The following is a 25,567-nucleotide window of genomic DNA, read 5'->3' on the forward strand; positions in this document are numbered from 1 at the left end:
CGGCTCGGCCAGCGCAAGTGGGGAACGAATTGAAGCCGGCATGATGCCGGCTTTGGAAAAAAATACAGCGGGGCGGCCGCAAGGCCGCCCCGTCCGAATAACACAACGGAATCGACGATGAAGCGTATCGCCGCCCTGATCCTGCTTGCCTCCCTTTCGACCGGCGCGTTCGCGCTGGAACCCTTCGTCGTTTCCGATATCCGCATCGAGGGCCTCAATCGCATCTCCGCGGGTACGGTTTTCAACTACCTGCAGATCAACAAGGGCGACCGGCTCACCAGCGAGGAAGCCCAGCAGGCGATCCGCGCCCTGTACGGCACCAAGTTCTTCAGCGACGTGGAGCTGGAGCGCGACGGCAGCATCCTGGTGATCAAGGTGACCGAACGCGCTTCGATCGCCAAGCTGACGATCCGCGGCAACAGCGACATCAAGACCGATGACCTGAAGAAAGGCCTGAAGGACATTGGCCTGTCCGAGGGCGAAACCTTCGACCGCCTGGCGCTGGACCGCGTGCAGCAGGAGCTGATCCGCCAGTACTACAACCGCGGCAAGTACAACGTCTCGGTGTCGCCGCACGTGACGACGCTGGACCGCAACCGCGTCTCGATCGACATCGAAATCCGCGAAGGCAAGGTCGCCAAGGTCAAGGAAGTGAACATCGTCGGCAATACGGCGTTCACCGACAAGCAAATCGAGGACAACTTCGAAACCGGCACCACCAACTTGTTGTCCTGGTACTCGAAGAACGACCAGTATTCCCAGGACAAGCTGTCCGGCGACCTGAAAAAGCTGCAGTCCTACTACATGGATCGCGGCTACGCCGACTTCGGCATCGACTCCACCCAGGTGACCATAGCGCCGGACAAGCGCGCGATGTACATCGCCGCCGACGTCGTCCAGGGCGACATCTATCATATCTCCGGCACCCACCTGCTCGGCCAGCTGATCCTGCCCGAGGATACGTTGCGCAAGCTGGTCTTCGTGAAGGACGGCGACCTGTTCAACCGCCGCGCCATCGAAGCCACTTCCGATTCGATCAAGGCCCTGCTGGCGAACATCGGCTACGCCTTCGCCAAGGTCAATTCGGTACCCAAGCTCGACAAGCAGAACAAGACCGTGGACGTCACCTGGTATATCCAGCCGGGTCCGCGCGTCTATGTGCGGCGCGTGATCTTCCAGGGCAATACCCGTACGGAAGACGACGTGCTGCGGCGTGAAATGCGCCAGCTCGAAGGCGCTTGGTATTCGCAGGCGGCGATCGACCGCTCGAAGATCCGCCTGCAGCAGCTGGGCTACTTCAAGACCGTCACCATCGACAAGCAGACCGTCCCCGGCAGCGACGACGAAGTCGACCTGACGGCGAAGGTGGAAGAGCAGTCCGCCGGCAGCTTGACGTTCGGCGTGGGCTACTCGCAGTACTCGGGCATCATCCTGTCCACCTCGGTGTCGCAGAACAACTTCCTCGGCACCGGCGACCACTTCACCGTCGGCGCGCAGCGCAGCGACTACCTCACCTCCGTCAATGCGGGTTACGTCAACCCGTACCTGACCGACAACGGCATCAGCATCGGCTACAACGTCGCCTACTCCAAGGCCGACTACAGCAGCCTGGGCAGCCAGTACGCCAGCTACTCGAACAGCACCAAGTCGTTCTCGACCACGCTGGGCATTCCGGTCACCGACTTCGACCGCCTCAGCGGCAGCCTCGGCATCGGCAGCACCAAGATCAACACCTATTACGGCTACACGCCGCAAGTGTTGATCGACTACATCACGGCGCTGGGCCACGAAACCATCCACACCTGGACCGGCTCGCTGGGCTGGGTGCACGACACGCGCAACTCGTATTGGGCGCCCACCCACGGTGGCGAGATCACCGCGGGCGTGAACGTGGCGCTGCCGGGCTCCACCGTGCAGTACTGGACCCTGAACGCCGAAGCCAACCACTACTGGCCGATGTGGAAGGGCTTCGTGCTGTACCTGGACGGCAAAGTTGCTTACGGCGATACCTACGGCAACAAGAACTTCAAGACCACCACCGCCGACTACAACGCCACCGATCCCAAGAACGTGATCGGCTACAAGGCCGGCGAAAAGGTCACCTACCCCTTCTGGCAGAATTTCTATGCCGGCGGCGTGACCGACCTGCGCGGCTTCCAGGACAACACCCTGGGCCCGCGTGCTTGCGCTGGCGCCGGCAGCAACGGCGCCCCCATCACGCCTGATCGCAACGGCTACTGCTCCGGCAGTCCGTATTCGTACGCGCAGCCCATCGGCGGTGCGTTCAAGGTGCTGGGTACGGCGGAGCTGTACCTGCCGCTGCCGTTCCTGAAGGACATCAACACCGCGCGCGTGTCGCTGTTCCTGGACGTCGGCCAGGCGTACAAGGACGTGCAGAGCTTCAGTGCCAAGCAACTCGATGCTTCGGCCGGTGTATCCCTGCACTGGCAGGCGCCGATCGGCCCGCTGATCATCAGCCTGGGCGTTCCGTTCCGCAAACAGTCGGGTGACAACCAGTACGCCGAACGCATCCAGTTCACCTTCGGCAGCCAGTTCTAAGGCGTTCGCTGGGGATCAAACCCTGCAGAAAGCGCGGCTCTGCCGCGCTTTCTTTTATAGCCTGCGAAAGCTTGTGAATCGCCAAAAGATGCCTGCCGCAAGGACCAAGCCCTACAATGCGGCGGTTGCTCCGGGAGCCGAAGGATGACCACCTCATACACCGTTGCCCAACTCGCCGAACGCTTTGACTTGGAGTTCCGTGGTGACGGTGCGCGCGTGATCGACGGTGTCGGCACGCTCGCCGGCGCCGGCCCCTCGCAGCTCAGTTTTCTGTCCAACAGCAAATATACCGCGCAGTTGGCTACCACCAGTGCAGGCGTCGTAGTGCTGAGCGCCGACGTTGTCACCAGCTCTCCCACTGCAGTGTTGATTGCGCGCGACCCCTACGTGACCTACGCGCACATCGCCGCCTTGTTCGAACGCCTGCCGGCCGCAGCGCCCGGTGCGCATCCTAGCGCCGTGATAGCGCCCAGCGCACGCGTAAGCGCGTCCGCCAGCATTGGCCCGCACTGCGTCATTGAAGAGGGCGCAGTGGTGGAAGATGGTGCCGTGCTAGGTCCTCATTGCATCATCGGCCACGAATGCGTCGTCGGTGCCCAATCGCGCCTGGTTGCCCGCGTAACCCTGGTCACGCGCGTGACGCTCGGCAAGCGCGTGCTGGTGCATCCTGGCGCCGTGATCGGCTCGGACGGTTTCGGCCTGGCTTTCGACCGGGATCATTGGGTGAAGCTGCCGCAGCTGGGCGGCGTGCGGATCGGCGACGATTGTGAAATCGGCGCCAACACTACCATTGACCGCGGCGCGCTTGACGACACCGTGCTGGAAGAGGACGTGCGACTGGACAACCAGATCCAGATCGCCCACAACGTTTACATTGGCGCGCATACCGCCATGGCAGGCTGTGCCGCCGTGGCCGGCAGTGCGAAAATCGGCCGTTATTGCATGGTCGGCGGCAACGCCGGCGTGCTTGGCCATCTGGAAGTCGCCGACCGGGTTACCATTACGGCCAAGAGCCTGGTGACTCATTCGATTCGGGAGGCTGGCGAGTATTCCTCCGGGGTGCCGCTGCAGGAGAACCGACAGTGGCGCCGCAATGCTGCGCGCTTCAAGCACCTGGACGAGTACGCGCGCCGATTGTCGGCGCTGGAAAAGGATAAGAACGATGACTGACAACACCACCCCGATCACGCTGCCGGTGGGCGTGGAGCAGATCCGGCAACTGCTGCCGCACCGCTACCCGTTCCTGCTGGTCGATCGCGTGATCGAGATCGTGCCCGAACGCAGCGTGGTGACGCTGAAGAACGTCACCATCAACGAACCGTTTTTCAACGGTCATTTCCCCGGCCATCCGGTCATGCCCGGGGTGCTGATCGTGGAAGCCATGGCGCAATCGGCAGGCCTGCTTACGCAGATCAGCGCACGCCTGAAGGGCGGTTCGCCCAGCCCGCTGTTCTATCTGGCCAAGGTCGACAACGCGCGATTCAACGCGCCGGTCGTGCCGGGCGATCAGCTCCGCATGGAAGTGAAGCTCAAGCGCCTGCTGCGCAACATGGGTTTGTTCGAGGCACGTACGCTGGTGGACGGCCGCGAAGTGGCAAGCTGCGAATTGATGTGCGCCGCGAGGTCGGAGAAATGATCCATCCCACCGCGCAAATCGACCCATCAGCCGTCATCGGCAGCAACGTCAGCATCGGCGCCTTCACCGTCATCGGCGCCGAGGTTCAGATCGGCGATGGCACGGTGGTCGGACCGCACGTGGTGATCCAGGGCCCCACCAAGATCGGCCGCGACAATCGCATTGCGCAATTCGCTTCGCTCGGCGGTGATCCGCAGGACATGAAGTTCAACGGCGAACGCACCGAGCTGGTGATCGGCGATCGCAACCTGATCCGCGAATTCACCACCATCAACCGCGGCACCGGTGACGGCGGCGGGGTCACGCGTATCGGCAATGACAACTGGCTGCTGGCGTACGTGCACATCGCCCACGATTGCAATGTCGGCAACCACACCATTTTTTCCAATTACTCGGCCTTGGCAGGCCATGTGGAAGTGGGTGATTGGACGGTGTTCTCCGGCTACTCCGGCGCGCATCAATTCTGCAAGATCGGCGCCCACGCCTTCATCGCCATGGGCTGTCTGCTCGGCGCCGACGTGCCGCCGTTCCTGATGATGGCCAATGACCAGGCCGGACGGCCCCGCGGGCTCAACACCACCGGCCTCAAGCGCCGCGGCTTCGAGCCGGATCGCATCACCGCCATCAAGCGCGCCTACCGCACGCTCTACACCTCGGGTCTATCGCTGGCCGAAGCACGCGAACAGCTGGCTGCGCAGGCCCAGGAAAGCGTGGACGTGCGGGCGATGCTGGATTTCCTTGAGCGCAGCGAAAGAGGGTTGGCGCGCTGACGACCATGTGCGCCTCGCACATGGTCAAATCAAGCACGGGCTTTTGCTCTAGGCGGCACCATGAACGTTGATGCCACAACTCCGCTAATCGCACTCATCGCCGGCGAAGACTCCGGCGACCAGCTAGGCGCCGACCTGATCATCGCCCTGCGCAAGCATTACCCACAGGCACGCTTCATCGGCATCGGCGGCCGCCGCATGCAGGAACTTGGCTTCGAATCCTGGTACGACATTCGCGAACTGTCGCTGTTCGGTTTTGCCGAAGTCATCGGCCACCTGCCGCGCTTGCTGAAACTGCGCAAGGAACTGATCGCGCGTTTGCTCGCCGCCCAGCCTGCCGTTGTCGTCGGCATCGACGCCCCCGATTTCAATCTCGGCCTCGAACGCCGCTTGAAACAGGCAGGCCTGCGCACCGTGCATTATGTAAGCCCGTCGATCTGGGCCTGGCGCGAAAAGCGTGCGGACAAGATCGGCCAGAGCGTGCATCGCGTGCTGTGCCTGTTCCCGATGGAGCCACCGATCTATGCACGCCACGGCATCGACGCACGCTTCGTCGGTCATCCACTGGCCGATCGCTTTGCGCTCGTTTCCGATCGCGTTCCGGCGCGCCGGGCGCTGCAATTGCCGTTGGACGTACCGGTGCTGGCGCTGCTGCCCGGCAGCCGCCACTCCGAACTGGAACGCATGGGCGGCATCTTCCTGGATGCAGCACAGCGCATAACCGCCGCGATGCCCGGCTTGCGCGTGGTGATTCCGGCGGCGAATTCGCGCGCCCTCGCCACGCTAAAAGGCATGCTCGCGCGTGGGCCGCGCGATGACTCCGCGCCCATCCTGCTCGACGGCCATGCCCACGAGGCCATGCTCGCCGCCGACGTGGTGCTGCTGGCTTCGGGTACGGCGACGCTGGAAGCCATGCTCGCCAAGCGCCCCATGGTGGTCGGCTATCGCGTATCGCCGCTGAGCTATCGCATCGCGCGCCTGTTCAACATGCTCAAGACTGACGTATACGCGCTGCCCAACATTCTTGCCCGCGCCTGTGGCCTAGGCAAGGACACGCTGCTGGCACCCGAACTTATGCAGGACGATTTCACGGCGGACAAGCTGACGCACGCCACGCTGCAACTGTTTCGCGACAGCGAACGGCGCGGCGCCATCGTTGCGGCCTTCGAACAATTGCACGAAGCCTTGCGTGGCCATCTGCCGGGACATGCCGGCGACCACGCTGCTGGTGCCATCGTCGACTTGCTCGGCCATGAACGATAAGCTCAAACCAGATCCACTCCGCTCCCCGCGGGGGAACGCAGGCGAACGCGAAAAACGCGTCGCTCAACGTGTCGCCGGCGTAGATGAAGCCGGTCGCGGCCCGCTGGCCGGGCCGGTAGTCGTTGCCGCCGTCATTCTCAATGCGCAACATCCCATCGAAGGCCTGGACGACTCCAAGAAACTGAGCGAGGCAAAACGCGAAGAACTCTTCCCGCTGATCGTGGAACACGCGCTTGCCTACAGCGTGGTGGTGGTCGAGCGCGAGGAAATCGATCGCATCAATATCTTCCAGGCCACCATGGCCGGCATGACGCGGGCGGTACTGGGTCTGACGCCCGCCGCGACCGAAGTACTGATCGATGGCAACCGGCTACCCAAGGACTTGCCCTGCCCTGCCCGAGCCATCGTCAACGGCGATGCCTTGGAGCCGGCAATCAGCGCCGCGTCGATCCTTGCCAAAGTCAGCCGCGATCGCCTGATGATCGCGCTGGATGCGCAATTTCCGGGCTACGGTTTTGCCGCGCACAAGGGTTATCCCACCCCGAGCCACCTGGCCGCACTGCAGCGGCTTGGCCCCTGTTCCGAGCACCGTCGCAGCTTCTCGCCGGTCAAGCAACTGCTGGATCAAGGGCGGCTTTTCTGAACGCATGCGTGCCCCTCTTTCGGCGAGTGCGACGTTCATCTTCCTATGCAACCTTGCCTATTGCGCACGCATCTGAGCAGGTATAGGAATGGACTTAAGGAACGCCGCATGCGCGTGCATGCCAACCACGGCGTAACGACCGTCTTGCACGGATGCGCCACCGTCCGGTGCCGGCAAATAACTCATCAGACACCGGACTTTCGAGGAGGGTGTCATGATGTTTCCTTTCCGTCGCCGCCCAACGCCAAAACCGGCCAGCCAGAAGCGCAAAAACGAGGCTGCCGCAATGCCGCCGAATGTCATCAGCGAACTCCATCCGCAGCACGTCGACTACGACCTGCAACCAGTGCGCGTGGAAGGCCTTTCGCATTACATCGAGCCGATCGTCGAAACGGAACGATTCCGGGTGCATTGAATGGAAAACAAGGAACGGGGGTCGGGGACCGTTAAGCTTGCGGTAACCGTGACGCTGCCCGTTTCCTTTTCCCTATTCCCCGCCCTTGTCAATGCTTGCCCGCGCCGGACTGGCTCGCTAGGCTGAGCCATTACTTCGCGTGCGCGCCATGTCCGTCCGTTTCGCTCACCTGCATCTGCACAGCGAATATTCGCTGGTCGATTCGACCATCCGCATCAAAGCGCTGGTGGCTGCTTCCGTGCAGGCCGGCGCGCCCGCGGTGGCGCTCACCGACGAATGCAACATGTTTGCCCTGGTGAAGTTCTACAAGGCGTGCAGCTCGGCGGGCATCAAACCGATCGGCGGCTGCGACCTGTGGATCAGTTCCCCGGACGATCCGCGCCCGTGGCGCTTAAGCGTGCTGTGCCAGAACCGCGACGGCTATCTGAACCTTTCCCGCCTCGTCTCGCGCGCCTGGCGCGAAGGCCAGCAAGGCGGCCGCGCGCTGGTCGAAGCCGCCTGGCTCACTCCGCAGGCGACGGACGGCCTGATCGCGCTGCTGGGTCGCGAAAGCGAAGTCGCACGCGTCGCCGTCAACCAGGGAACGGATACCGCCACGTCGCGTCTGCAACCGATTGCGCGGCTGTTCCCGGATCGCCTGTACCTGGAATTGAGCCGCTGCGGCCGCGAAGGCGAGGAAGCCTGGAACAACGCCGCGCTCACCTTGGCGACCGGACTGGATCTGCCGGTCGTCGCCAGCAACGACGTGCGCTTTTTGAAGCAGGACGACTTCGAAGCCCACGAGGCCCGCGTGTGCATTCATCAGGGCCGCGTACTGGCCGATCCCAAGCGCCCGCGCGACTATAGCAACCAGCAATACCTGAAAACGCCCGAGCAGATGGCCGAGTTGTTCGCGGACATCCCCGAAGCCCTGGAAAACACGGTCGAACTGGCGAAACGCTGCAATCTGGAGCTTTCCTTCGGCACCTACTACCTGCCGAATTTTCCGGTGCCGGAAGGCCACGACCTGGCCAGCTACATCCGCGAGATAGCGCGCGAAGGCCTGCAGGAGCGCCTCGCTCATGCGCCGCTTGCGCCGGGCCATACGCTCGCCGATTACCAGGCACGCCTGGAACGCGAGCTGGACGTGATCATCAAGATGGGCTTCCCCGGCTACTTCCTGATCGTGGCGGACTTCATCAACTGGGGTAAGCAGAACGGCATTCCGGTGGGGCCGGGACGCGGTTCGGGCGCGGGCTCCTTGGTGGCGTGGGTGCTGAAAATCACCGACCTGGATCCGCTGCAGTTCAACCTGCTGTTCGAACGCTTTTTGAATCCAGAGCGTATTTCGATGCCGGACTTCGACATCGACTTCTGCATGGACCGGCGCGATGAAGTGATCGACTACGTGGCGCGCAAATACGGCCGCGACCACGTCAGCCAGATCATCACCTATGGTTCGATGGCGGCGAAGGCGGTACTGCGCGACTCCGGCCGTGTGCTCGGCATGGGCTACAACGCCGTCGACAAGATCGCCAAGCTGATCCCTCCGCGCCCGCTCGACCTCACCTTGTCGTGTGCACTGGGCCGCTCGGACAAGGCGCAGAAAGAGCCCGATCGCGTGGTGAAGGAATTCTGCGAGCTGTACGAGCAGGACGAAGAAGCCAAAACGCTGATCGACCTGGCGCTGAAGCTGGAAAGCCTCACCCGCAACGCCGGCAAGCACGCCGGTGGCGTGGTGATCGGGCCAAAACCGCTGACCGAATTTGCGCCGCTGTACTGCGAACCGGGCGGCGCCGGCGTGGTGACGCAATACGACAAGGACGACGTCGAAGCCGTCGGCCTGGTGAAGTTCGACTTCCTCGGCCTGCGTACGCTGACCATCATCGATTGGGCAGTGAAGGCAATCAATGCGCGCCGGGCGAAGAGCGGCGAAGAGGCGCTGGATATCTCGGCGCTGAAGCTGGATGACGTACCCACGTACGAGCTGTTGAAGCGCGCGCAAACGGTCGCGGTATTCCAGCTCGAATCCTCCGGCATGCAACGCATGCTCAAGGATGCGAAACCCGACCGCTTCGAAGACATTATCGCGCTGGTGGCGTTGTATCGACCCGGCCCCATGGACCTGATCCCCAGCTTCGTCGCGCGCAAGCACGGCCGCGAGGACGTGATCTATCCCGATCCGCGCGTCGAGCCGATCCTGAAAGAGACCTACGGCATCATGGTCTACCAGGAACAGGTCATGCAGATGGCGCAGATCGTCGGCGGCTACTCTCTGGGCGGCGCCGACCTGCTGCGCCGCGCGATGGGCAAGAAGAAAGTCGAGGAAATGGCGAAGGAGCGCGCCAAATTCCGCGAAGGTGCGGCCAAGGACGGGCTGAGCGGCGAGAAAGCCGATGCCATCTTCGATGACATGGAAAAGTTCGCCGGCTACGGCTTCAACAAGTCGCACGCCGCCGCCTATGCCGTGGTGTCCTACCAGACCGCGTGGCTGAAGGCGCACTACCCCGCCGAGTTCATGGCCGCGACTATCTCGTCGGACATGGACAACACCGACAAGGTGGTGATCTTTCTCAACGAATCGCGCGCGATCAACCTTCAGATCCTGCCCCCCGACGTGAACGCTTCGGAGTTCATGTTCGAGGCGGTGGAACCCCGGGTGATCCGCTACGGTCTGGGCGCCATCAAGGGCGTCGGCCAAGGAGCTTGTGAAGCGATCGCCGAGGAACGCAAGCAAGGCGGCCGGTACCAGGACCTGGCCGACTTCTGCCGCCGCGTCGACCCCACCAAGCTCAACCGGCGCGTGCTGGAAGCATTGATCCATTCCGGCTCGCTGGACGCCCTGGCGCCCACCCGCGCCAGTCTGATGCTGCAGCTGCCGGACGCCATCAAGGCGGCCGAGCAGCACCTGCGCGACCGCCAGTCCGGCCAGAACGACATGTTCGGGGCCTTCATGTCGGATAAGAGCAGCGGCGCGATGGCGCCAGTGGTACAAGTCGACCTGCCCACTGCGCCCGAATGGCCACTGGAGCAGAAGCTGCAGTACGAGCGCGAAACGCTCGGCCATTACCTGTCCGGCCATCCCACCGATCCCTGGCGCGAGGAACTGGCCCAGCTCTCCACCTGCCCGCTGGGCGAAATCGCCGACCGCTATCAGCCGCCACGCCCACGCAAGAACGATGGCGACGACAACCGCTTCCGCCGCGGCCCCGACACGCCCTGGACGGTGGCCGGCATGGTAATCGCCGTGCGTAAGCGTGGCGACAGCGACGCTTTCGTGCGCCTGGAAGACAGCACCGGCAGCATCGAGGTGAGCTTCTTCGGCGAGTTGTACCAGCAGGTCGCACCACTGCTCACGCGCGACGAATTGCTGGTGGTGGAAGGCGGGCTGCGCATTGACGAATTCTCTGGTGGCGGCTTCCAGCTGCGCGCCCGCAGCGCCATGTCCATGGCTGACGCCTGCCGTCGCTATGCGCGCTTGCTGCGGGTGAAGGTGAATGGCATCAACCCGGACTTCATCGCCCCCTTCCGCCAGGCCCTTGCCGGCCACCGTGGCGGCAACGCCAGCGTCATCCTCAACGGATATCGCAACACCATTGCCCAGGCCGACCTGGAACTGGGGCAGGAATGGAAGGTACACGCCATCCCCGAACTGCTACGCGCGCTGCGAGGCATGCCGGGTGTGCTGGACGCCAGCGTAAGAATCGTCAAGACCGGCAACGGGGATTAGCCGGATGTTGAGAAATGGCTAAAGCACGTTTTCTCAACTCCTTGGAAACACCCAAGTTTTAACATCCCCGGCCAAAATTCGACTTATCTTAAGCGCCGTCAGTACCGCAACGATGATGCGTGGATTCCCAGGGGGACCCCATGAGCACGGGTGCGCCGGATATTCTGCTGATTGACGACAGCCCCACTACGGCTGACTTGTTCAGGTATGCGCTGCGCGCCAACAAGTCCCGCATCACCCTGCGGGCGGTGCACGATAGCGAGTCCGCCCTGGACATGCTGCTTGGAAACGGCCAAGCCGCCTCAACTGCGCTGCCGCAACTGATCCTGCTCGATATGCATCTGCCCAGGGTGGACGGGCTGGAAGTATTGGCCCAGTTGCGCGCCGACGAACGCACCAGGCAGGTCCCGGTGCTCATCTACAGCGGAGCCGACGCCGCCGAGGTCGAAGCCGAAGTCATCCGCCACGGCGCCGATGGCTACGTTTGCAAACCGGCCGAATTCAAAGACATCTGCGCCTTGATCAAAAAGATTGAACAGCAGTGGCTGAAACGGTGAACTGATTCAAGGCTTCCCTTGCTGAAAAAGCCCAAGAGATAGACGTTCGGGTCACCTTACTCGTCATGAGCGACAAGCCACCTGTGGGCACTTGGTCGGACCTGTTCGCCGATGGCGGCGAGATGGGTGCACTCATGCGCGCCACCGACTGGTCCAGGACCCGGCTCGGCCCCGTCGAAAACTGGCCCGGCAGTCTGAAGACCATGCTCGGCGTGGTGCTTGGCAGCAGGTTTCCCATGATGATCTGGTGGGGGCCCGAGTTGCTGCAGCTGTACAACGACGCTTACCGCCCCATTCTGCGCCACAAGCACCCCGCTTCGCTGGCCCAACCCGGTGCACAATGCTGGGCCGAGGTCTGGGACGAAGCCGGCCCCTTGGTGCAAAGCGTACGGGAAGGCCATCCCGCCACCTGGATGGAAGACTGGCAACTGTTCATCAGCAGCGGCGACATGGCCGAGGAAACGTATTTCACGTCCTCGTACAGTGCGATCCCCGGCGACGACGGTAGCGTGGCGGGCGTACTGAATACCGTGCAGGAAACGACGGTAAAAGTGCAAAGCGAACGCCAGATCCGCATGCTGCACGACCTGGCCAGGCGTGCAGCAGATGCCAGGTCCGAGCGCGAAGCCTGTCAGATCGCCGTGGACGTACTGGCCGCGAATGCGCTGGATCTACCTTTTGTACTGGTGTACGGCATGGACCAGTCGGCACTAAGCGCCACGCTTATCGCCGCGCATGGCTGGAAGGAGATCGACGGGCAACCGGTGTCTGCACGGGTACCCATCGACGACCAAAGCGCTGCGCGTGACTGGCCCTTTGCAGCCATCATGCGATCCGGGCAGGAACTCATCGTCGACGATCTGCGCACCCGTTTCGGACCCATGCCCAGCGGCCGTTGGAACGCGCCAACCGAACAGGCCATCGTGTTTCCGCTGTACCGTACGGGCCACGCGGCCCCCTCCGCGTTCTTCGTTGCGGGAATCAGTCCGCATCGGAAGCTGGATGAACGCTATCGCGCGTTTTTTCTCGCTACCGCCGATCAAGTGGCCAGCGCCATGGTCAAGGCGCGTGCGCTCGAAGAGGAAAAACAGCGTGCCGAAGCGCTGGCTGAGATCGACCGGGCCAAGACCACCTTCTTCAGCAACGTCAGCCACGAATTTCGGACTCCGCTCACGCTCATCCTCGGCACAGTCGAAGACGCGCTCGCCCGGCGACAGCCCTTGAATGGCCAAGAGCTGGACGTAGTCCAGCGCAACGGCATCCGGCTGCTTCGCCTGGTCAACAGCCTGCTGGACTTCACCCGCATCGAGGCCGGACGCCTGCCGCTGTCCTTCGTGCCCACGGACCTTTCCAGGCTGACGAGTGAATTGGCCAGCGCGTTCGATTCGCTCGTCGAACGGGCCGACATGCGCCTGATCATCGGCTGTCCACCGCTGCCGGAGCCGGTCTACGTCGATCAGGAACAATGGGAGAAGATCGTCCTCAACCTGGTCTCGAACGCCTTCAAGTTCACCCTGAAGGGCGAAATCGAAGTCTCCCTCCATTGGCATGGCACGTACGCCGAATTGCGCATACGCGATACCGGAGTGGGCATTCCTGCCCACGAACTGCCGCATATCTTCGATCGTTTTCATCGCGTCGAGTCATCGCAGGGCCGCAGCTTCGAAGGCAGCGGCCTTGGTCTGGCGATGGTCCAAGACCTCGTCAATCTGCACGGGGGAACCGTGCGGGCCGTCAGCGTGGAAGGCGAAGGAACCACCTTCTTTGTCGCCGTTCCTGCCGGTACCGCCCATTTGCCGGCCGAACGAATCGTCCAGGCACCCGTGGCCGCTACGCGATCGGCCAAGGCATCAGCCTTCGTGTTGGATGCGGCTCAATGGAGCCCTTCGACTGATCGAAACGACACGTCGGCCATCCCCGCTTCCAGCCACGTCATCGACTCCAGACCGGAGCAGCAGCCGGCCCTGGCGGCTGGCCGCATCCTGCTTGCCGACGACAACGGCGACATGCGCGAATACCTGCTCCGGCTGCTGCGTCCCTATTGGGAAGTGGAGGCGGTCGGCGACGGCCAGGCGGCTCTGGAAAGCGCCCTGAACCACCCTCCGGACCTGATCCTCAGCGACATCATGATGCCGGTAATGGATGGCTTCGCCTTGCTGCGGGCGCTGCGGGCGCAAAGCAGCACAAGCACGATCCCGGTCATCCTGCTGTCTGCACGTGCCGGCGAAGAAGCGATACTGGAAGGGCTCGATTACGGCGCCGATGACTATCTGGCCAAACCGTTCACCGCGCCGGAATTGATCGCACGCGTGCGCACTCACCTGACCATGGCGGCCACACGCAACGCCTTGAACGCGGAACTGGTGCGCGCCAACCAGGAACTGGAAGCCTTCAGCCATTCCGTGGCCCATGATCTGCGCTCGCCGTTGAGCAGCATCAACGGCTTCACCCAGATCCTGCTCATGCAGCAAGGCCAAACGCTTGATGCGGAAGCCAGGGAGCTGCTGGAGCAGGTGCTGCTGGCAGCCAAAGGCATGCGGCAAACGATCGATGACCTGTTGACGCTCGCGCACATCGGGCGTGCCGAACTGCGACGGGATCCGGTGGATCTGAGCGATCTCGCCCAAAAAGCCATCAGCGTGCTGCAGCGCCTGCAACCCGAACGCCAGATACGGATCAAGCTCACACCAGGACTCACCACCCGCGGCGACCCTGGCCTGCTCCGCACGGCCCTCGACAATCTCATCGGCAATGCCTGGAAATACAGCAGCAAGCGCGCGCAGCCCATGATCGAATTCGGCGCGACCAGGGCAAACGGCGAAGTGGCCTATTACGTGCGCGACAACGGCGCCGGTTTCGACATGAAATATGCCCACAAGCTGTTCGCTGCGTTCCAGCGCCTGCACAGCGAAAAAGAATTCCCCGGTACCGGCATCGGCCTTGCCACCGTGCACCGCATCGTCAGCCGGCACGGCGGGCGGATCTGGGCGGATGCCACGGAGGGCAAGGGGGCGACCTTCTATTTCACCTTGCCGTAGGTCGGGTTCACCTAAGCTCTGCTTAAGGATGGTCTGAAAAAGTCCGTCACGGACCTTTTCAGACGCGCCGCGTCCGGTACACGCCCGGACGCGGCTACGCCAAATCAAGCGCTTACGCGCCTGATTTGCGGCGGGCCGTCCCTGGCCCGCAGAAACTCTGAACTTATTCAGAGTTTCCTTAAGCGGTCTGCAGCATAGGAAACATGGTCACTGCAAGCTTCCGTTTTTATGAAGAGTTGAACGATTTCCTTGCTCCGGCGCTGCGCCAGCGCGAGTTCCAGCGGCGCTGCGCGCGGGCGGCGACCACCAAACACATGATCGAAGCGCTCGGCGTGCCGCACACGGAAGTCGAACTGGTACTGGTCAACGGCAAATCCACCGGCTTCAACCACCTTCTGTGCGACGGTGATCGCGTGGCGGTGTACCCCAAATTCGAAGCACTGGACATCACGCCGCTATTGCGCGTGCGTGCACGACCCTTGCGCATGACGCGCTTCGTGGCCGATGCACACTTGGGCGGCCTCGCGCATTTGTTGCGCATGTGCGGTTTCGACACGCTGTACGACAATCACTTCCAGGACGACCGCATCGTGGAAATATCGCTGCAGGAAGAGCGCATCATCCTCACCCGCGACCGGGAGCTGCTCAAGCGGCGCGAAGTCACGCACGGATGCTTTGTCCATGCGCTCAGCTCGCCGCAACAATTGCACGAAGTCGTCATGCGACTGGACCTGAGCGCCAGCGCTCGACCGTTCTCGCTATGCCTACAATGCAATGCCCCTCTGCAGGATATCGACGCGGCAGCCGTGCGGCTACGGCTGCCGGCGCACGTGCTGGAACACCAGGATCGCTTCGTCACTTGCAGCCATTGCCATCGGGTGTATTGGAAAGGTTCGCATTGGCGGCATATGCGCGATTTTTTGCGGGCCAGCGCGGGCATCGACACGCCTGATGGGTAGTCTCTTGTCCGCTCCCCTGCCTGTAGGGCCTGCCCCGGACTCGATCTGGGGCAGGCGTAGGGGAGCTGGTCCCGTCCGGGGTGTACCGTTGCCCCATACGCCCCCGTTCCCGCCCCGTAACGCACCCCGGGTATACTGGCCCGCTTCTGTGCCACGTAAGTGACCGAATGAACCCCAATTTCCTCGATTTCGAACAACCGATTGCCGAGCTGGAGGCCAAGATCGAGGAGCTGCGGCATGCCAGCTCCGGCCAGGCGTTCAATATCGACGAGGAGGTCGTCCGCCTGCGCGAGAAGCTCAAGCTCAAGACGGCCGATATCTTCCGCGCCCTCACGCCCTGGCAGGTCACCCAGCTCTCGCGCCACCCCGCCCGTCCCTATACGCTCGATTACATCGGCGTGATGTGCGAGGAGTTCCACGAGCTGGCCGGCGACCGCACGTATGCCGACGATGCCGCCATCGTGGGTGGGGTCGGCCGCATCAACGGGCGTTCGGTCATGATCATCGGCCACCAGAAGGCGCGCGATACCAAGGGCAAGATCCGCCGAAACTTCGGCATGCCACGGCCCGAGGGCTATCGCAAGGCGTTGCGGCTGATGAAACTCGCCGAGCGTTTCAAGCTGCCGCTGTTCACCCTGATCGATACGCCCGGCGCGTATCCGGGTGTAGGTGCCGAAGAGCGAGGGCAAAGCGAAGCGATCGCGCGCAATCTGCTGGAAATGGCCGAACTGAAGGTACCGGTCATCTGCACCATCATCGGCGAAGGCGGTTCCGGCGGCGCGCTGGCGATCGGCGTGGGCGACCGCACGATCATGTTGCAATACGCCACCTATTCGGTCATTTCGCCCGAAGGCTGTGCCTCCATTCTCTGGAAGAGTGCGGACAAGGCCAAGGACGCGGCGGAAGCCTTGGGGTTGATTGCTCCACGCCTGCTGGAACTGGGCCTGATCGACAAGGTGGTACGCGAACCGCTGGGCGGCGCCCATCGCAATCCGCAGTCCATGGCCGTGCGCCTGAAAGCCGTGCTGCTTAACGAGCTGGACAAACTCGAAGCCATTCCGCCGCCGGAATTGCTCGAACAGCGCTACCGCCGCCTGCGCAACTACGGCGCATATACCGAGTAAGGGCTTGCGCCATGGCGGGTGTACAAGGCATTGACCACGTCAACCTAAGCGCACCCGCCGAGTTGCTGGAGCGAGTACGCCGCTTCTACGTGGACATCATCGGCCTGCACGAGGGGCCTCGTCCCACATTTCGCTCGGGTTCGCGCGGCTACTGGCTGTATGCCGGCGCCGAACCGGTCATGCATCTGACCTCGCGCGGCGGCGGCGAAGCGGCCGCGCAAGACACCGGCTGGCTGGACCATATCGCCTTCGCCTGCATTGATCTTCCTGCCATGCGCGCCAAGCTGGATGCAGCCGGCGTCCCCTATCGCATCGATGTGGTGGACATGCCGCCGCAAGTGCAAGTGTTCCTTACCGACCCTGCCGGCGTCGGCGTGGAATTGAATTTCCGCCATTAGCGGCATCCCTAGGCAGTGGCCAGGAATAGCTGGCGGCCTTTCGTGTTTTGCTGAAGAATCGCCTGACACTCACTCACGCGATGCTTCCATGCAGGCTTACTCCTTTTTGCGCAGCGCGATCCTGGCCGCGGCCATCGCGTGCGCCGCTCAAGTATCGGCGCAGGCCATCCCGCTGCAAGCCGATACCGCGGAGACTCGGACCGACAAAGCCTTCGATGCAGCGCGCCAGCAAGGCCCGCTCGCCCTGCATGCCTTTCTCGCTGCCATGCCCAAGGGCGGCGACCTGCACAGCCACCTCAGCGGCGCGGTGTACGCCGAATCGTGGATCGCCCAGGCCGCCACCGATGACCTGTGCGTGGACGTTGCCACGTCGAGCCTGGTCGACAAACACACGGCCGGCGCTCCGAATTGCGGAAGCGGCCGGCGACCTGCCGCCGATGCGTTGAGCGACCAGCATTTCTACGACACGTTGGTGGATGCGTTTTCCATGCGCAGCTTCGTACCCTCCAACGGCCACTCCGGTCATGACCAGTTCTTCGAAAGCTTCGGTCGCTTCCAAGCGGTCACCCCGCAACAGCACATGGGCGACTGGCTCAACGAAGTGAGCACGCGCGCCGCTGCGCAGAACGAGCAATACCTGGAATTGATGGCCACGCCGCCCTTTGCGCATGCCCGGGAACTGGCTCGCACGCTGGGCTGGCAAGCCGACTTCGACAGCATGCGCCAGCAGCTGCTCGAACATGGGTTGAAGGACGACATAAGCGCCGACGAACAACTGCTCACCCAAGCACTGGCCGAACGCAAACGCCAGCAGCATTGCGACGGCTCCCGGGCCGACACGGCCTGCAAGGTGCAGATCCGCTTCCTGTACCAGGTCTTGCGCGGCGCAGCGCCCGAGCGCGTGTTCGCGCAAACCCTGCTTGGCTTCGAATTGGCTTCGGTCGATCCGCGCTGGGTCGGCATCAATTTCGTGATGGCTGAAGATGGCTATCTATCGATGCGCGACTACCGCTTGCAGATGCGCATGCTCGACTATCTGCATCGCCTTTATCCGAAGGTGCATATCAGCCTGCATGCGGGAGAACTGGCGCCTGGACTGGTACCCTCCGAAGGCTTGCGCTTCCACATCCGCCAGGCGGTGGAAGTCGGCCATGCCAAACGCATCGGCCACGGTGTGGACGTGACATATGAAGACCGCCCGGAGGAACTGCTGGATGAAATGGCCGCCCACCACGTGATGGTCGAGGTCAACCTTACCAGCAACGACGTGATACTCGGCGTGCATGGCGCCGATCACCCGCTGCCGAGGTACTTGAAGCATGACGTGCCGGTGGCACTGTCCACCGATGACGAAGGCGTCTCGCGCATCGACCTCACCCACGAATATGTGCGCGCCGCCGAAGACTTCAGCCTCGGCTATCGCACGCTGAAACAAATGGCACGCAACAGCCTCACCTACAGTTTTCTGTCCGGCGAAAGCCTGTGGACGTCCAAGGCCTGTCAGGGCCAGTCACCGGGCAGCGACCATCCCGCCAGCCTTTGCCGGCAATTCCTGGGCAGCAGCGAGAAAGCCTCGGCGCAATGGGAGCTGGAACATCGATTTAACGCCTTTGAAGAGGCGCACTGAACGAATGGGGCGGAGCTTGGGATGCCAACCCCAACCTCGCACCCGATTGGGGATGACAATGTTGGGGTTTGTACCCCAACCTACGCCGATCTTCCCCATGCGCAGGAGGCCGCCATGGCCAGCGACAGCATCAAGCTCGCCGTCCTGATCGACGCCGACAACACCCAGCCGGCAATCGCGGACGGACTGCTGGCCGAGGTGGCCAAGTACGGCACCGCCCACGTGAAGCGCGCCTACGGCGATTGGACCGGCAATCAATTGAAGAGCTGGAAGGAGCAGTTGCTCACGCAATCGATCCAGCCGATCCAGCAGTTCAGCTACACCAGCGGCAAGAACGCGACCGATTCGGCCATGATCATCGATGCGATGGATCTGCTCTATACCGGCCGCTTCGACGGCTTCTGCATCGTCTCCAGCGACAGCGACTTCACCCGGCTGGCGGCGCGCATCCGCGAATCGGGCCTGATCGTCTACGGCTTCGGCGAACGCAAGACGCCCGAACCGTTCGTGGCGGCTTGCGACAAGTTCATCTACACCGAAATCCTCGCCGCCAAGCCGGATGAAGAACAGCCGCTGCAGCCACGCTCACCGGCGCAGTTGAAGAAAGACACCGGCTTGACCAATTTGCTGCGCAACGCCATCGATGCCGCGTCAGACGACGAAGGCTGGGCAGGCCTCGGCGGCGTGGGTTCGATCATCACCAAGCAGCGGCCGAATTTCGATTCGCGTAGCTTCGGCTATGGCAAATTGAGCGATCTGATCGCGGCGATCGACCTGTTCGAACTGGATCGGCGCAGCCCGGGCGAAGGCCGTCCGAAGGCGATCTATGTCCGCAACAAGCTCAAGCCGGTGGCTCGTGGCTAACCGCACTTCCTTGTCCGATACCTTGCAACAGGCGTTGCGCGAGCACCCTGAAGGTCCACTTTGCGTCGCCTTCAGCGGCGGTCCCGATTCCTCGGCATTGCTGCATGCGTTGGCGCATCTTCCCGCAGCGCGCACCCGCGGCCTGCGGGCCATCCATGTGGATCATGGCCTGCACGCGCAAAGCGCACGCTGGGCAGCCCATTGCCGCGCGTTCAGCGCCACGCTGGGACTTGCATGCGAAGTGTACGTCGCCAAAGTGGACCGCTCCGGCGGTATCGGCCTGGAGGCCGCGGCGCGCCATGCACGCTATGCCATCTTTGCTGAGCATGTACACGCCCATGAACGACTGGTTTTCGGCCACCACCAGGACGACCAGGCGGAAACCGTGTTGCTGAAGCTCCTGCGCGGCGCAGGACCGGAGGGACTCGGCGGCATGCGAGTGGAGCGACCCCTCGGGCCTGGCCTGGCATGGCGGCCATTGCTCGATGTGCCGCGCCAGGTATTGCGCGACTACATCGAGGCGCACGACCTGCCTTGTATTCACGATCCCTCGAACGATGACCGCCAGCTGGCCCGCAATCATCTGCGTCATGAAGTGATGCCGCTGCTGAGAGCGCATTGGCCACAGGCAATGATCTCCATCACGCACAGTGCCATGCTGTGCCGAATGGCCGCCGATACCTTGCAGCAGGATTGGCTTGCCGCCTTCGAAAACTTGCGCGACGACGCCAGCAACAGCCTCGACGCACGCGGCTGGCTTGCCTTGCCTTCCGCGCTACGCGATCCGCTGCTGGCCCATTGGCTGCATGCACAAGGTTTGTCAGCGCCTACAACGGCGCAGCGTCAGCAGCTTGAACGACAGTGCACGGCGCAGGAGGGTCAATTGCCACGCATCCAATGGCCAGGCACCGAAGTGCACGTGTGGAGGAACCGCCTGTGGGCGATGGCTCTTCGCAGCCAGCCATCATCGCCGGGCGCACTGTCGTGGCAAGGCGAAGAGCTGAGGCTCCCCGATGGTGGCTCACTGACCCTGGAGCCTGTTTCGCGGCTGGCTGTCGCGCTCGAAGTGCGCTGGCGGAGCGGAGGCGAGCGCATCAAGCCGGCCGGCGACCGCCATACCCGCGAACTTCGCGCGCTTTTCCAGAGCGGAGCGATTCCACCGTGGCAGCGGGATTTTTGTCCACTGCTTTATGAAGGTGATCAGCTTGTTGCGGTGGCTGATCACTGGTTGAGCGCACGTGCCGAAACGATCTTCCGCGAAGCAGGCGCCCGGCCGCATTGGCGGCCGGGCCGTTAAGCATGCTCTGATCTGTCCCCCGGAAGGCCTGTGCCCGGCGGCTTGAACAGACAATCAGAAGCGCTTGAGTCAGGATTCCTGGTTGACTTTGCTTTCCAGCGCCGCCGGATGCGCGGCCGCCGTTGCACCCATTACCCGTCGATTGACGAAATACATCAGGACGAACGACGCAAGAGTGGTGCAGACCAGGATGTCGCCGAGGGTGTCGAAGTGCATCAGCCTGCCGTCATCCAGTTGTACCACGACCATGCCGCCCAACATGGCGGCGAGGCCGCCGGACATCTGCTGCAGCGAAGAACTGATCGACATGTAGGCACCTCGATCGGCCGGCTTGGGCAAGCCCGACATCAACGCCGACGAGGAAATCATGCGCGAGAAAATGCCTATCTGCAGCAGCGCGCTCACCGTGATCAAAGTCCATAAGGGCACATTGGACAGCCGCGTATAGATCAGCACCATCACGATGGTTACCGCGCAGCCGAACGCGAACACGCGGAACTTGCCGAAAGTGTCGCTGGCCCTGCCGAGCAAGGGCCCCATTACTGCCGACACGAGACCCGTGACTAAATACACCACCGACAGATTCTCGATCGAAATCCCGACGTTATGCACCACGAACAGGGTCGAATAAGGCATCAGCATGAAGCCGCCCATGGTAAGCAATGCCGTAGTGGCAAAGCCGATCAGGTAGGAACGGGTGGTCAAGGTATGCAGCAGGTGATGCAGGGGGTTCTTGTCCGGGCGCAGCGCCAGATGCGCATTGACCGGGCGCAGGCGTCCGATGATCGAGCCGCCCACCGCCGTGCACACCGCCACGACCAGGAAAAACGGCGAATTCCAGCCCCAACGGCTGGACATCCACAGGCTCAGGGGCAAGCCCAGCACCGTGCTCGCCGCGAATGCTGACTGGATGAAACCCATCACGCGTCCACGCATGGCGAGCGGGAACAGGTCGGTGACGATGGCCATCGACGCCGCACCCACCACGCCGGCAAACATGCCGGTCACCATGCGCGCCAGCAGCAGCAGGACATAGGTGTGGGCGAGCGCACAGAACAGAGTACCGAGCATGAAACCGGCATAAAACACCAGCAGGATCTTTTTCCGGTCGAAGCGATCGGCATAGCCCGCCGCAAGAATGCCGGAGACACCCGCAGCAAAGGCATAAGCCGACACCACCCGGCCGAATTGCTCCGGCGTGATGTGCAAGGCCGGCACCACCAGCGCTCCCAACGGGGCCAGCAGCATGAAGTCCAGCACGATGGTGAATTGCAGGAAAGCCAGCACGGCCACCACGAACTTCTGATAGCCGGAAAAGCCCATGCCGCCCGGTTCGGCGGCAGGCGCGGACGCAATCGTCGTCACAAAAACTCCTATGGCAAGCCGTCCCTCGGCTCACGCGGGATTGGGGAGGATGGCAGGATAGTGTTTCGATATATCGAAATCAAGCCTTAGCGACATAGCTGCTGACAAGCCGCGAGACATGCGCTGCCTGCAACGCAAACGTCTCATTGGGTCACGCCGGCTCGTCACAACGATTGATTCCGAGCTAACGCTGCGCTAGCGTTGCCGGCCATGGCCAAGTCCACTCCCGCCCCCGCTGAAACGACCCCGGTCGCCGACTTCGAGCACTCGCTCGACGAACTCGAACAACTGGTGGCGCGCATGGAAGGCGGTGAGATGAGCCTGGACGATTCGCTCAGCGCCTTCGAACGCGGTATCGGCCTTTATCGCCACTGCCAACAGGCGCTCGACCAAGCCGAATTGCGCGTGCGCCTGCTGCTTGATCCGGAAGCGCCGGACCAGGCAGCGCCGTTCAAGCCCGGCGAAAATTAGCAGGACTCGTAAGCTGGGATGGCAATCCCAGCATCGCGCAGGTTGCATGCACAGCAATGCTGGGTTTCGCAACCCAGCCTACGATGGCCATCCCCCACCTACTTGATTAGGCGCAACGCAAACGGGTAGCGGTAACGCACGCCTTCGTTGGCTTTCACGCCGGCGATGATTGTCAACACAAGCCATGCGATGCCGATGATCGCCCACAGCGGTAGCGCGATGATCAGGCCGATTCCGAAAGTAATGGCCGACAGCACGACCAGCGCCAAAGTGGCAATGGCTACGGAAATATTGAAATTCAGCGCTTCCTTGGCCTGATCGGCGACGAAGGGCATGCTGTCCTTCTTCACCAGCCAGATCACGAGCGGCCCGATGAAGCATCCCCAGCCAGCACCCAGCGAGGCGGTAAGCAAGGCGCCGAGCAAGGCGGACAGATGCGCGAACATGGCCCAGGTGCGCTCTTCGGCGGGAATATCGCCACCGAGGGGCTCACTCGGCTGAGGCGGTACAACGGACTCGGGCGGAACGCTCATGGGCACCTCCTGTCAAGTCGTGCAAACACCGGCCTATGCCGGTGCAAAGCATCCTAGCAGGCTGCGCAGGAACTTGCCGTGTAACCTTCGCCCTACTCGCCGGCAATCGTCATGCGATCGATCAAAATCGAACCGGTCAGCAGATGCGAGCGCCGGTCCACGTCGGCTCCCACCGCAACGATGCCGGAATACATGTCGCGCAGATTGGCGGCAATGGTGATCTCTTCCACCGGATAGGCGATTTCGCCGTTTTCCACCCAGAAGCCCGCGGCGCCGCGCGAGTAATCGCCGGTGATGGTGTTGACACCCTGCCCCATCACCTCGGTGACCAGCAGTCCGGTACCCAGGCGGCGAAGCATGCCGCTGAAGTCATCCGCCGGGCCGGCGTCGCCATGGCCGGATTCGACCACCAGGTTATGGATGCCGCCGGCATTGCCGGTGCTTTCCAGCCCGAGCTTGCGCGCGGAATAGCTGCCCAGGATGTAACGGGCGAGTACGCCGTTTTCGATCAAGCTGCTGTCGCGCGTTGCCACGCCTTCCGCATCGAATGCCCCCGAGCCCTGGCCACGCTTCAGATGCGGGCGTTCCACGATGGTGAGCCAGGCAGGCATGATCTGTTTGCCGGCATGGTCTAGCAGGAAGCTGGCGCGGCGATACAACGACCCGCCGCTCACCGCGCCAATCAGATGACCGATCAGTCCGCGCGCGACTTCCGGCACGAACAGCACCGGCGCCTGACGGGTCGACAAACGCCGCGCCCCCACTCGTGCAAGGGTGCGTTCGGCGGCCTTGTCGCCCAGTGCCCGCGCGCTCATGAAGTCATTCGCACTGCGCACGGCGTCGTACCAGTCATCGCGCTGCATGCCCGCTTCATCGCCAGCGATCAACGACAGCGCTAGCGAATGCCGCGTACCGCGTTCGCGCCCCACGAAGCCGTGCGAATTGGCATAGACGGACAGGCTCTCGCCTGCCTGCACACTGGCGCCCTCGGAATTGGTAATGCCCGCGTGGGCACGCCCGGCGGCTTCGATTTCCTGACCCAACGCGATCGCTGCCGGCGTGTCGATCGCCCACGGATGCCACAGGTCGAGATCGGGAAACTGGGTGGCCATGCGCGAAGCATCGGCCAGGCCGGCAGCCGGGTCCTCTTCGGTGTACTTCGCTATGGCGCAGGCCTGGTCAAGCGTAGCCTGGATCGAATCCGCATTCAGGTCGGCGGTGCTGGCCGAGCCCTTGCGCTTGCCGAAATACACGGTCAGGCCGAAACCGCGGTCGCGGGTGTGCTCGACCGTTTCCACCTCGCCCAGGCGCACGTTGACGTTGAGGCCGGTGCCAATGCTGGCCGACACCTCCGCCTGGCTGGCGCCGGCGGCGCGGGCGCGGCGAATCACGTCTTCGGCCAGCTCGGCCAATCGGTCGAGTTCGCGCTGGCTGGTGTCCTGGCTGATGGCGATGTCGCTCACTTAGGGGTTTCCTGCAGGGGGATGGGTACAATAGGCAAACGTGGGGCCGCCTAGACCCATTGCCAATACTTCTAATCGTCAAAGGTTGCCATAGGAGCGGCCCATGTCCATAGCCACCGGCATCTATCGTCACTACAAAGGCCAGAGTTATCGCGTGATCGGCACCGCCCGGCACAGCGAAACCATGGAAGAACTGGTCGTCTACCAGTCGCTCTACGGCGACTACGGACTATGGGTACGCCCGGCAACGATGTTTGCCGAAACGGTGGAGCTGGAGGGCGAACCCATCCCCCGCTTCGCCCTGATCGAAGCCATGCCGGCCCCATTCGCACAGGCCGACCGGAACACGCCGTGAACCGCACCTACACCGACGACCCCGACCACGACTACGGCCCCACCCGCACACAGCAGCGCCGTGACGCATTGGCTGTGCTGTCGCTTGCCTCGCAGCTGGCGGAGCTGCCGCCGTCGAAGCTCGCCCGCGCCAACCTGCCGGAAGACGTGCTGCGCGAAATCGACAACCTGCGCCGCATTACTTCGCATATCGCACGCAAGCGCCAGCTCGGCTTTCTCGCCAAGATGATGCGCCGTCATGACGACGAAGCCTTCGATGGCGCGCGTGCGCTGCTTGGCGAGAATCGCGAACAGCAGCGCAAGGAGACCGCGGCAATGCATCGCCTTGAAGCCTTGCGCGAACGCTTGCTGGAAAGCGACGAAGCCCTGCAGGACCTGATCGGCCAGCACCCCGATGTCGATCGCCAGCACCTGCGCTCGCTGTTACGCCAAGCCCGTATCGAGCGCGAAACGAACAAGCCGCCGCGGGCTTATCGGGAGATTTTTCAGTTGCTGAAAGACTTGCCCGAAGACAATGCCTAG

22 protein-coding genes are annotated in these 25,567 nt (G+C 62.9%); 19 read left to right on the forward strand and 3 right to left on the reverse strand.

What is annotated here, in order from left to right; all coding sequences use genetic code 11:
* Positions 1 to 117: 117 nt before the first annotated feature.
* The 16 genes from bamA (at position 118) to tilS (ending at position 20,859) form a co-directional block, all read left to right on the forward strand.
* The gene (bamA, locus tag EKH80_RS02470; protein WP_126683123.1) at positions 118 to 2,559 is read left to right on the forward strand and encodes an outer membrane protein assembly factor BamA; all 2,442 of its coding nucleotides are present in this window, start codon (positions 118 to 120) and stop codon (positions 2,557 to 2,559) included.
* A gap of 144 nt (positions 2,560 to 2,703) precedes the next feature.
* The gene (lpxD, locus tag EKH80_RS02475) at positions 2,704 to 3,729 is read left to right on the forward strand and encodes a UDP-3-O-(3-hydroxymyristoyl)glucosamine N-acyltransferase (RefSeq protein ID WP_126683124.1); all 1,026 of its coding nucleotides are present in this window, start codon (positions 2,704 to 2,706) and stop codon (positions 3,727 to 3,729) included.
* Positions 3,722 to 4,195, forward strand: coding sequence for a 3-hydroxyacyl-ACP dehydratase FabZ (gene fabZ, locus EKH80_RS02480; protein ID WP_126683125.1), 474 nt, complete (start codon positions 3,722 to 3,724; stop codon positions 4,193 to 4,195). The genes lpxD and fabZ overlap by 8 nt, the downstream gene beginning before the upstream one ends.
* Positions 4,192 to 4,965, forward strand: coding sequence for an acyl-ACP--UDP-N-acetylglucosamine O-acyltransferase (gene lpxA, locus EKH80_RS02485; RefSeq protein ID WP_126683126.1), 774 nt, complete (start codon positions 4,192 to 4,194; stop codon positions 4,963 to 4,965). Before fabZ ends, lpxA begins: the two co-directional genes overlap by 4 nt.
* Positions 4,966 to 5,025: 60 nt before the next feature.
* The gene (gene lpxB, locus EKH80_RS02490; protein ID WP_126683127.1) at positions 5,026 to 6,228 is read left to right on the forward strand and encodes a lipid-A-disaccharide synthase; all 1,203 of its coding nucleotides are present in this window, start codon (positions 5,026 to 5,028) and stop codon (positions 6,226 to 6,228) included.
* Positions 6,218 to 6,871 carry a ribonuclease HII gene (gene rnhB / locus EKH80_RS02495; RefSeq protein ID WP_126683128.1) on the forward strand — a complete coding sequence of 218 codons (654 nt, stop codon included), beginning with the start codon at positions 6,218 to 6,220 and terminating at the stop codon, positions 6,869 to 6,871. Before lpxB ends, rnhB begins: the two co-directional genes overlap by 11 nt.
* Before the next feature lie 214 nt (positions 6,872 to 7,085).
* Positions 7,086 to 7,286 carry a hypothetical protein gene (locus tag EKH80_RS02500; RefSeq protein WP_126683129.1) on the forward strand — a complete coding sequence of 67 codons (201 nt, stop codon included), beginning with the start codon at positions 7,086 to 7,088 and terminating at the stop codon, positions 7,284 to 7,286.
* A gap of 148 nt (positions 7,287 to 7,434) precedes the next feature.
* Entirely contained in the window at positions 7,435 to 10,995 is a 3,561-nt protein-coding gene (gene dnaE, locus EKH80_RS02505; RefSeq protein WP_126683130.1) for a DNA polymerase III subunit alpha, read from the forward strand.
* A gap of 140 nt (positions 10,996 to 11,135) precedes the next feature.
* A complete protein-coding gene (locus EKH80_RS02510; RefSeq protein ID WP_126683131.1) occupies positions 11,136 to 11,552 on the forward strand; it encodes a response regulator in 417 nt (138 codons plus the stop codon).
* 65 nt (positions 11,553 to 11,617) lie between these two features.
* The gene (locus tag EKH80_RS02515; RefSeq protein WP_126683132.1) at positions 11,618 to 14,590 is read left to right on the forward strand and encodes an ATP-binding protein; all 2,973 of its coding nucleotides are present in this window, start codon (positions 11,618 to 11,620) and stop codon (positions 14,588 to 14,590) included.
* A 203-nt stretch (positions 14,591 to 14,793) separates the two neighbouring features.
* Positions 14,794 to 15,549, forward strand: coding sequence for a Mut7-C RNAse domain-containing protein (locus EKH80_RS02520; protein ID WP_126683133.1), 756 nt, complete (start codon positions 14,794 to 14,796; stop codon positions 15,547 to 15,549).
* Between the two features lie 167 nt (positions 15,550 to 15,716).
* The gene (locus EKH80_RS02525) at positions 15,717 to 16,673 is read left to right on the forward strand and encodes an acetyl-CoA carboxylase carboxyltransferase subunit alpha (RefSeq protein WP_126683134.1); all 957 of its coding nucleotides are present in this window, start codon (positions 15,717 to 15,719) and stop codon (positions 16,671 to 16,673) included.
* A gap of 11 nt (positions 16,674 to 16,684) precedes the next feature.
* The gene (locus EKH80_RS02530; RefSeq protein WP_126683135.1) at positions 16,685 to 17,071 is read left to right on the forward strand and encodes a VOC family protein; all 387 of its coding nucleotides are present in this window, start codon (positions 16,685 to 16,687) and stop codon (positions 17,069 to 17,071) included.
* Positions 17,072 to 17,159: 88 nt separating this feature from the next.
* Positions 17,160 to 18,698 carry an adenosine deaminase family protein gene (locus EKH80_RS02535; protein WP_126683136.1) on the forward strand — a complete coding sequence of 513 codons (1,539 nt, stop codon included), beginning with the start codon at positions 17,160 to 17,162 and terminating at the stop codon, positions 18,696 to 18,698.
* Between the two features lie 114 nt (positions 18,699 to 18,812).
* Complete coding sequence (locus tag EKH80_RS02540) at positions 18,813 to 19,562, forward strand: NYN domain-containing protein (RefSeq protein ID WP_126683137.1); 750 nt, start codon at positions 18,813 to 18,815, stop codon at positions 19,560 to 19,562.
* On the forward strand, positions 19,555 to 20,859 hold the full coding sequence (gene tilS, locus EKH80_RS02545; protein ID WP_230473371.1) for a tRNA lysidine(34) synthetase TilS: 1,305 nt from the start codon (positions 19,555 to 19,557) through the stop codon (positions 20,857 to 20,859). The genes EKH80_RS02540 and tilS overlap by 8 nt, the downstream gene beginning before the upstream one ends.
* A gap of 69 nt (positions 20,860 to 20,928) precedes the next feature.
* On the opposite strand, the gene EKH80_RS02550 is transcribed toward tilS, so the two are convergent.
* Positions 20,929 to 22,224, reverse strand: a complete 1,296-nt coding sequence (locus EKH80_RS02550) for an MFS transporter (RefSeq protein ID WP_230473372.1) — start codon at positions 22,222 to 22,224, stop codon at positions 20,929 to 20,931.
* Positions 22,225 to 22,434: 210 nt separating this feature from the next.
* Between EKH80_RS02550 and EKH80_RS02555 the strand changes: the two genes are divergently transcribed.
* Positions 22,435 to 22,695 carry an exodeoxyribonuclease VII small subunit gene (locus EKH80_RS02555; RefSeq protein ID WP_126683139.1) on the forward strand — a complete coding sequence of 87 codons (261 nt, stop codon included), beginning with the start codon at positions 22,435 to 22,437 and terminating at the stop codon, positions 22,693 to 22,695.
* A 98-nt stretch (positions 22,696 to 22,793) separates the two neighbouring features.
* On the opposite strand, the gene EKH80_RS02560 is transcribed toward EKH80_RS02555, so the two are convergent.
* The gene (locus EKH80_RS02560; RefSeq protein ID WP_126683140.1) at positions 22,794 to 23,228 is read right to left on the reverse strand and encodes a DUF4870 domain-containing protein; all 435 of its coding nucleotides are present in this window, start codon (positions 23,226 to 23,228) and stop codon (positions 22,794 to 22,796) included.
* A 92-nt stretch (positions 23,229 to 23,320) separates the two neighbouring features.
* Positions 23,321 to 24,691: a metalloprotease PmbA gene (gene pmbA / locus EKH80_RS02565; protein ID WP_126683141.1), complete on the reverse strand. Its 1,371-nt coding sequence runs from the start codon at positions 24,689 to 24,691 to the stop codon at positions 23,321 to 23,323.
* Positions 24,692 to 24,794: 103 nt separating this feature from the next.
* Between pmbA and EKH80_RS02570 the strand changes: the two genes are divergently transcribed.
* Together EKH80_RS02570 and yjgA are read left to right on the forward strand one after the other, a co-directional pair.
* Positions 24,795 to 25,046, forward strand: a complete 252-nt coding sequence (locus EKH80_RS02570) for a DUF1653 domain-containing protein (protein ID WP_126683142.1) — start codon at positions 24,795 to 24,797, stop codon at positions 25,044 to 25,046.
* Positions 25,043 to 25,567, forward strand: a complete 525-nt coding sequence (gene yjgA / locus EKH80_RS02575) for a ribosome biogenesis factor YjgA (RefSeq protein ID WP_196240326.1) — start codon at positions 25,043 to 25,045, stop codon at positions 25,565 to 25,567. Before EKH80_RS02570 ends, yjgA begins: the two co-directional genes overlap by 4 nt.

It is taken from the genome of Dyella choica (assembly GCF_003977665.1).
Lineage (GTDB): Bacteria > Pseudomonadota > Gammaproteobacteria > Xanthomonadales > Rhodanobacteraceae > Dyella_B > Dyella_B choica.

Coding starts and splice junctions, on each gene's coding strand:
- bamA (WP_126683123.1), top strand. CDS start 118: ATGAAGCGTATCGCCGCCCTGATCCTGCTTGCCTCCCTTTCGACCGGC.
- lpxD (WP_126683124.1), top strand. CDS start 2,704: ATGACCACCTCATACACCGTTGCCCAACTCGCCGAACGCTTTGACTTG.
- fabZ (WP_126683125.1), top strand. CDS start 3,722: ATGACTGACAACACCACCCCGATCACGCTGCCGGTGGGCGTGGAGCAG.
- lpxA (WP_126683126.1), top strand. CDS start 4,192: ATGATCCATCCCACCGCGCAAATCGACCCATCAGCCGTCATCGGCAGC.
- lpxB (WP_126683127.1), top strand. CDS start 5,026: ATGAACGTTGATGCCACAACTCCGCTAATCGCACTCATCGCCGGCGAA.
- rnhB (WP_126683128.1), top strand. CDS start 6,218: ATGAACGATAAGCTCAAACCAGATCCACTCCGCTCCCCGCGGGGGAAC.
- EKH80_RS02500 (WP_126683129.1), top strand. CDS start 7,086: ATGATGTTTCCTTTCCGTCGCCGCCCAACGCCAAAACCGGCCAGCCAG.
- dnaE (WP_126683130.1), top strand. CDS start 7,435: ATGTCCGTCCGTTTCGCTCACCTGCATCTGCACAGCGAATATTCGCTG.
- EKH80_RS02510 (WP_126683131.1), top strand. CDS start 11,136: ATGAGCACGGGTGCGCCGGATATTCTGCTGATTGACGACAGCCCCACT.
- EKH80_RS02515 (WP_126683132.1), top strand. CDS start 11,618: ATGAGCGACAAGCCACCTGTGGGCACTTGGTCGGACCTGTTCGCCGAT.
- EKH80_RS02520 (WP_126683133.1), top strand. CDS start 14,794: ATGGTCACTGCAAGCTTCCGTTTTTATGAAGAGTTGAACGATTTCCTT.
- EKH80_RS02525 (WP_126683134.1), top strand. CDS start 15,717: ATGAACCCCAATTTCCTCGATTTCGAACAACCGATTGCCGAGCTGGAG.
- EKH80_RS02530 (WP_126683135.1), top strand. CDS start 16,685: ATGGCGGGTGTACAAGGCATTGACCACGTCAACCTAAGCGCACCCGCC.
- EKH80_RS02535 (WP_126683136.1), top strand. CDS start 17,160: ATGCAGGCTTACTCCTTTTTGCGCAGCGCGATCCTGGCCGCGGCCATC.
- EKH80_RS02540 (WP_126683137.1), top strand. CDS start 18,813: ATGGCCAGCGACAGCATCAAGCTCGCCGTCCTGATCGACGCCGACAAC.
- EKH80_RS02555 (WP_126683139.1), top strand. CDS start 22,435: ATGGCCAAGTCCACTCCCGCCCCCGCTGAAACGACCCCGGTCGCCGAC.
- EKH80_RS02560 (WP_126683140.1), bottom strand. CDS start 23,228: ATGAGCGTTCCGCCCGAGTCCGTTGTACCGCCTCAGCCGAGTGAGCCC.
- EKH80_RS02570 (WP_126683142.1), top strand. CDS start 24,795: ATGTCCATAGCCACCGGCATCTATCGTCACTACAAAGGCCAGAGTTAT.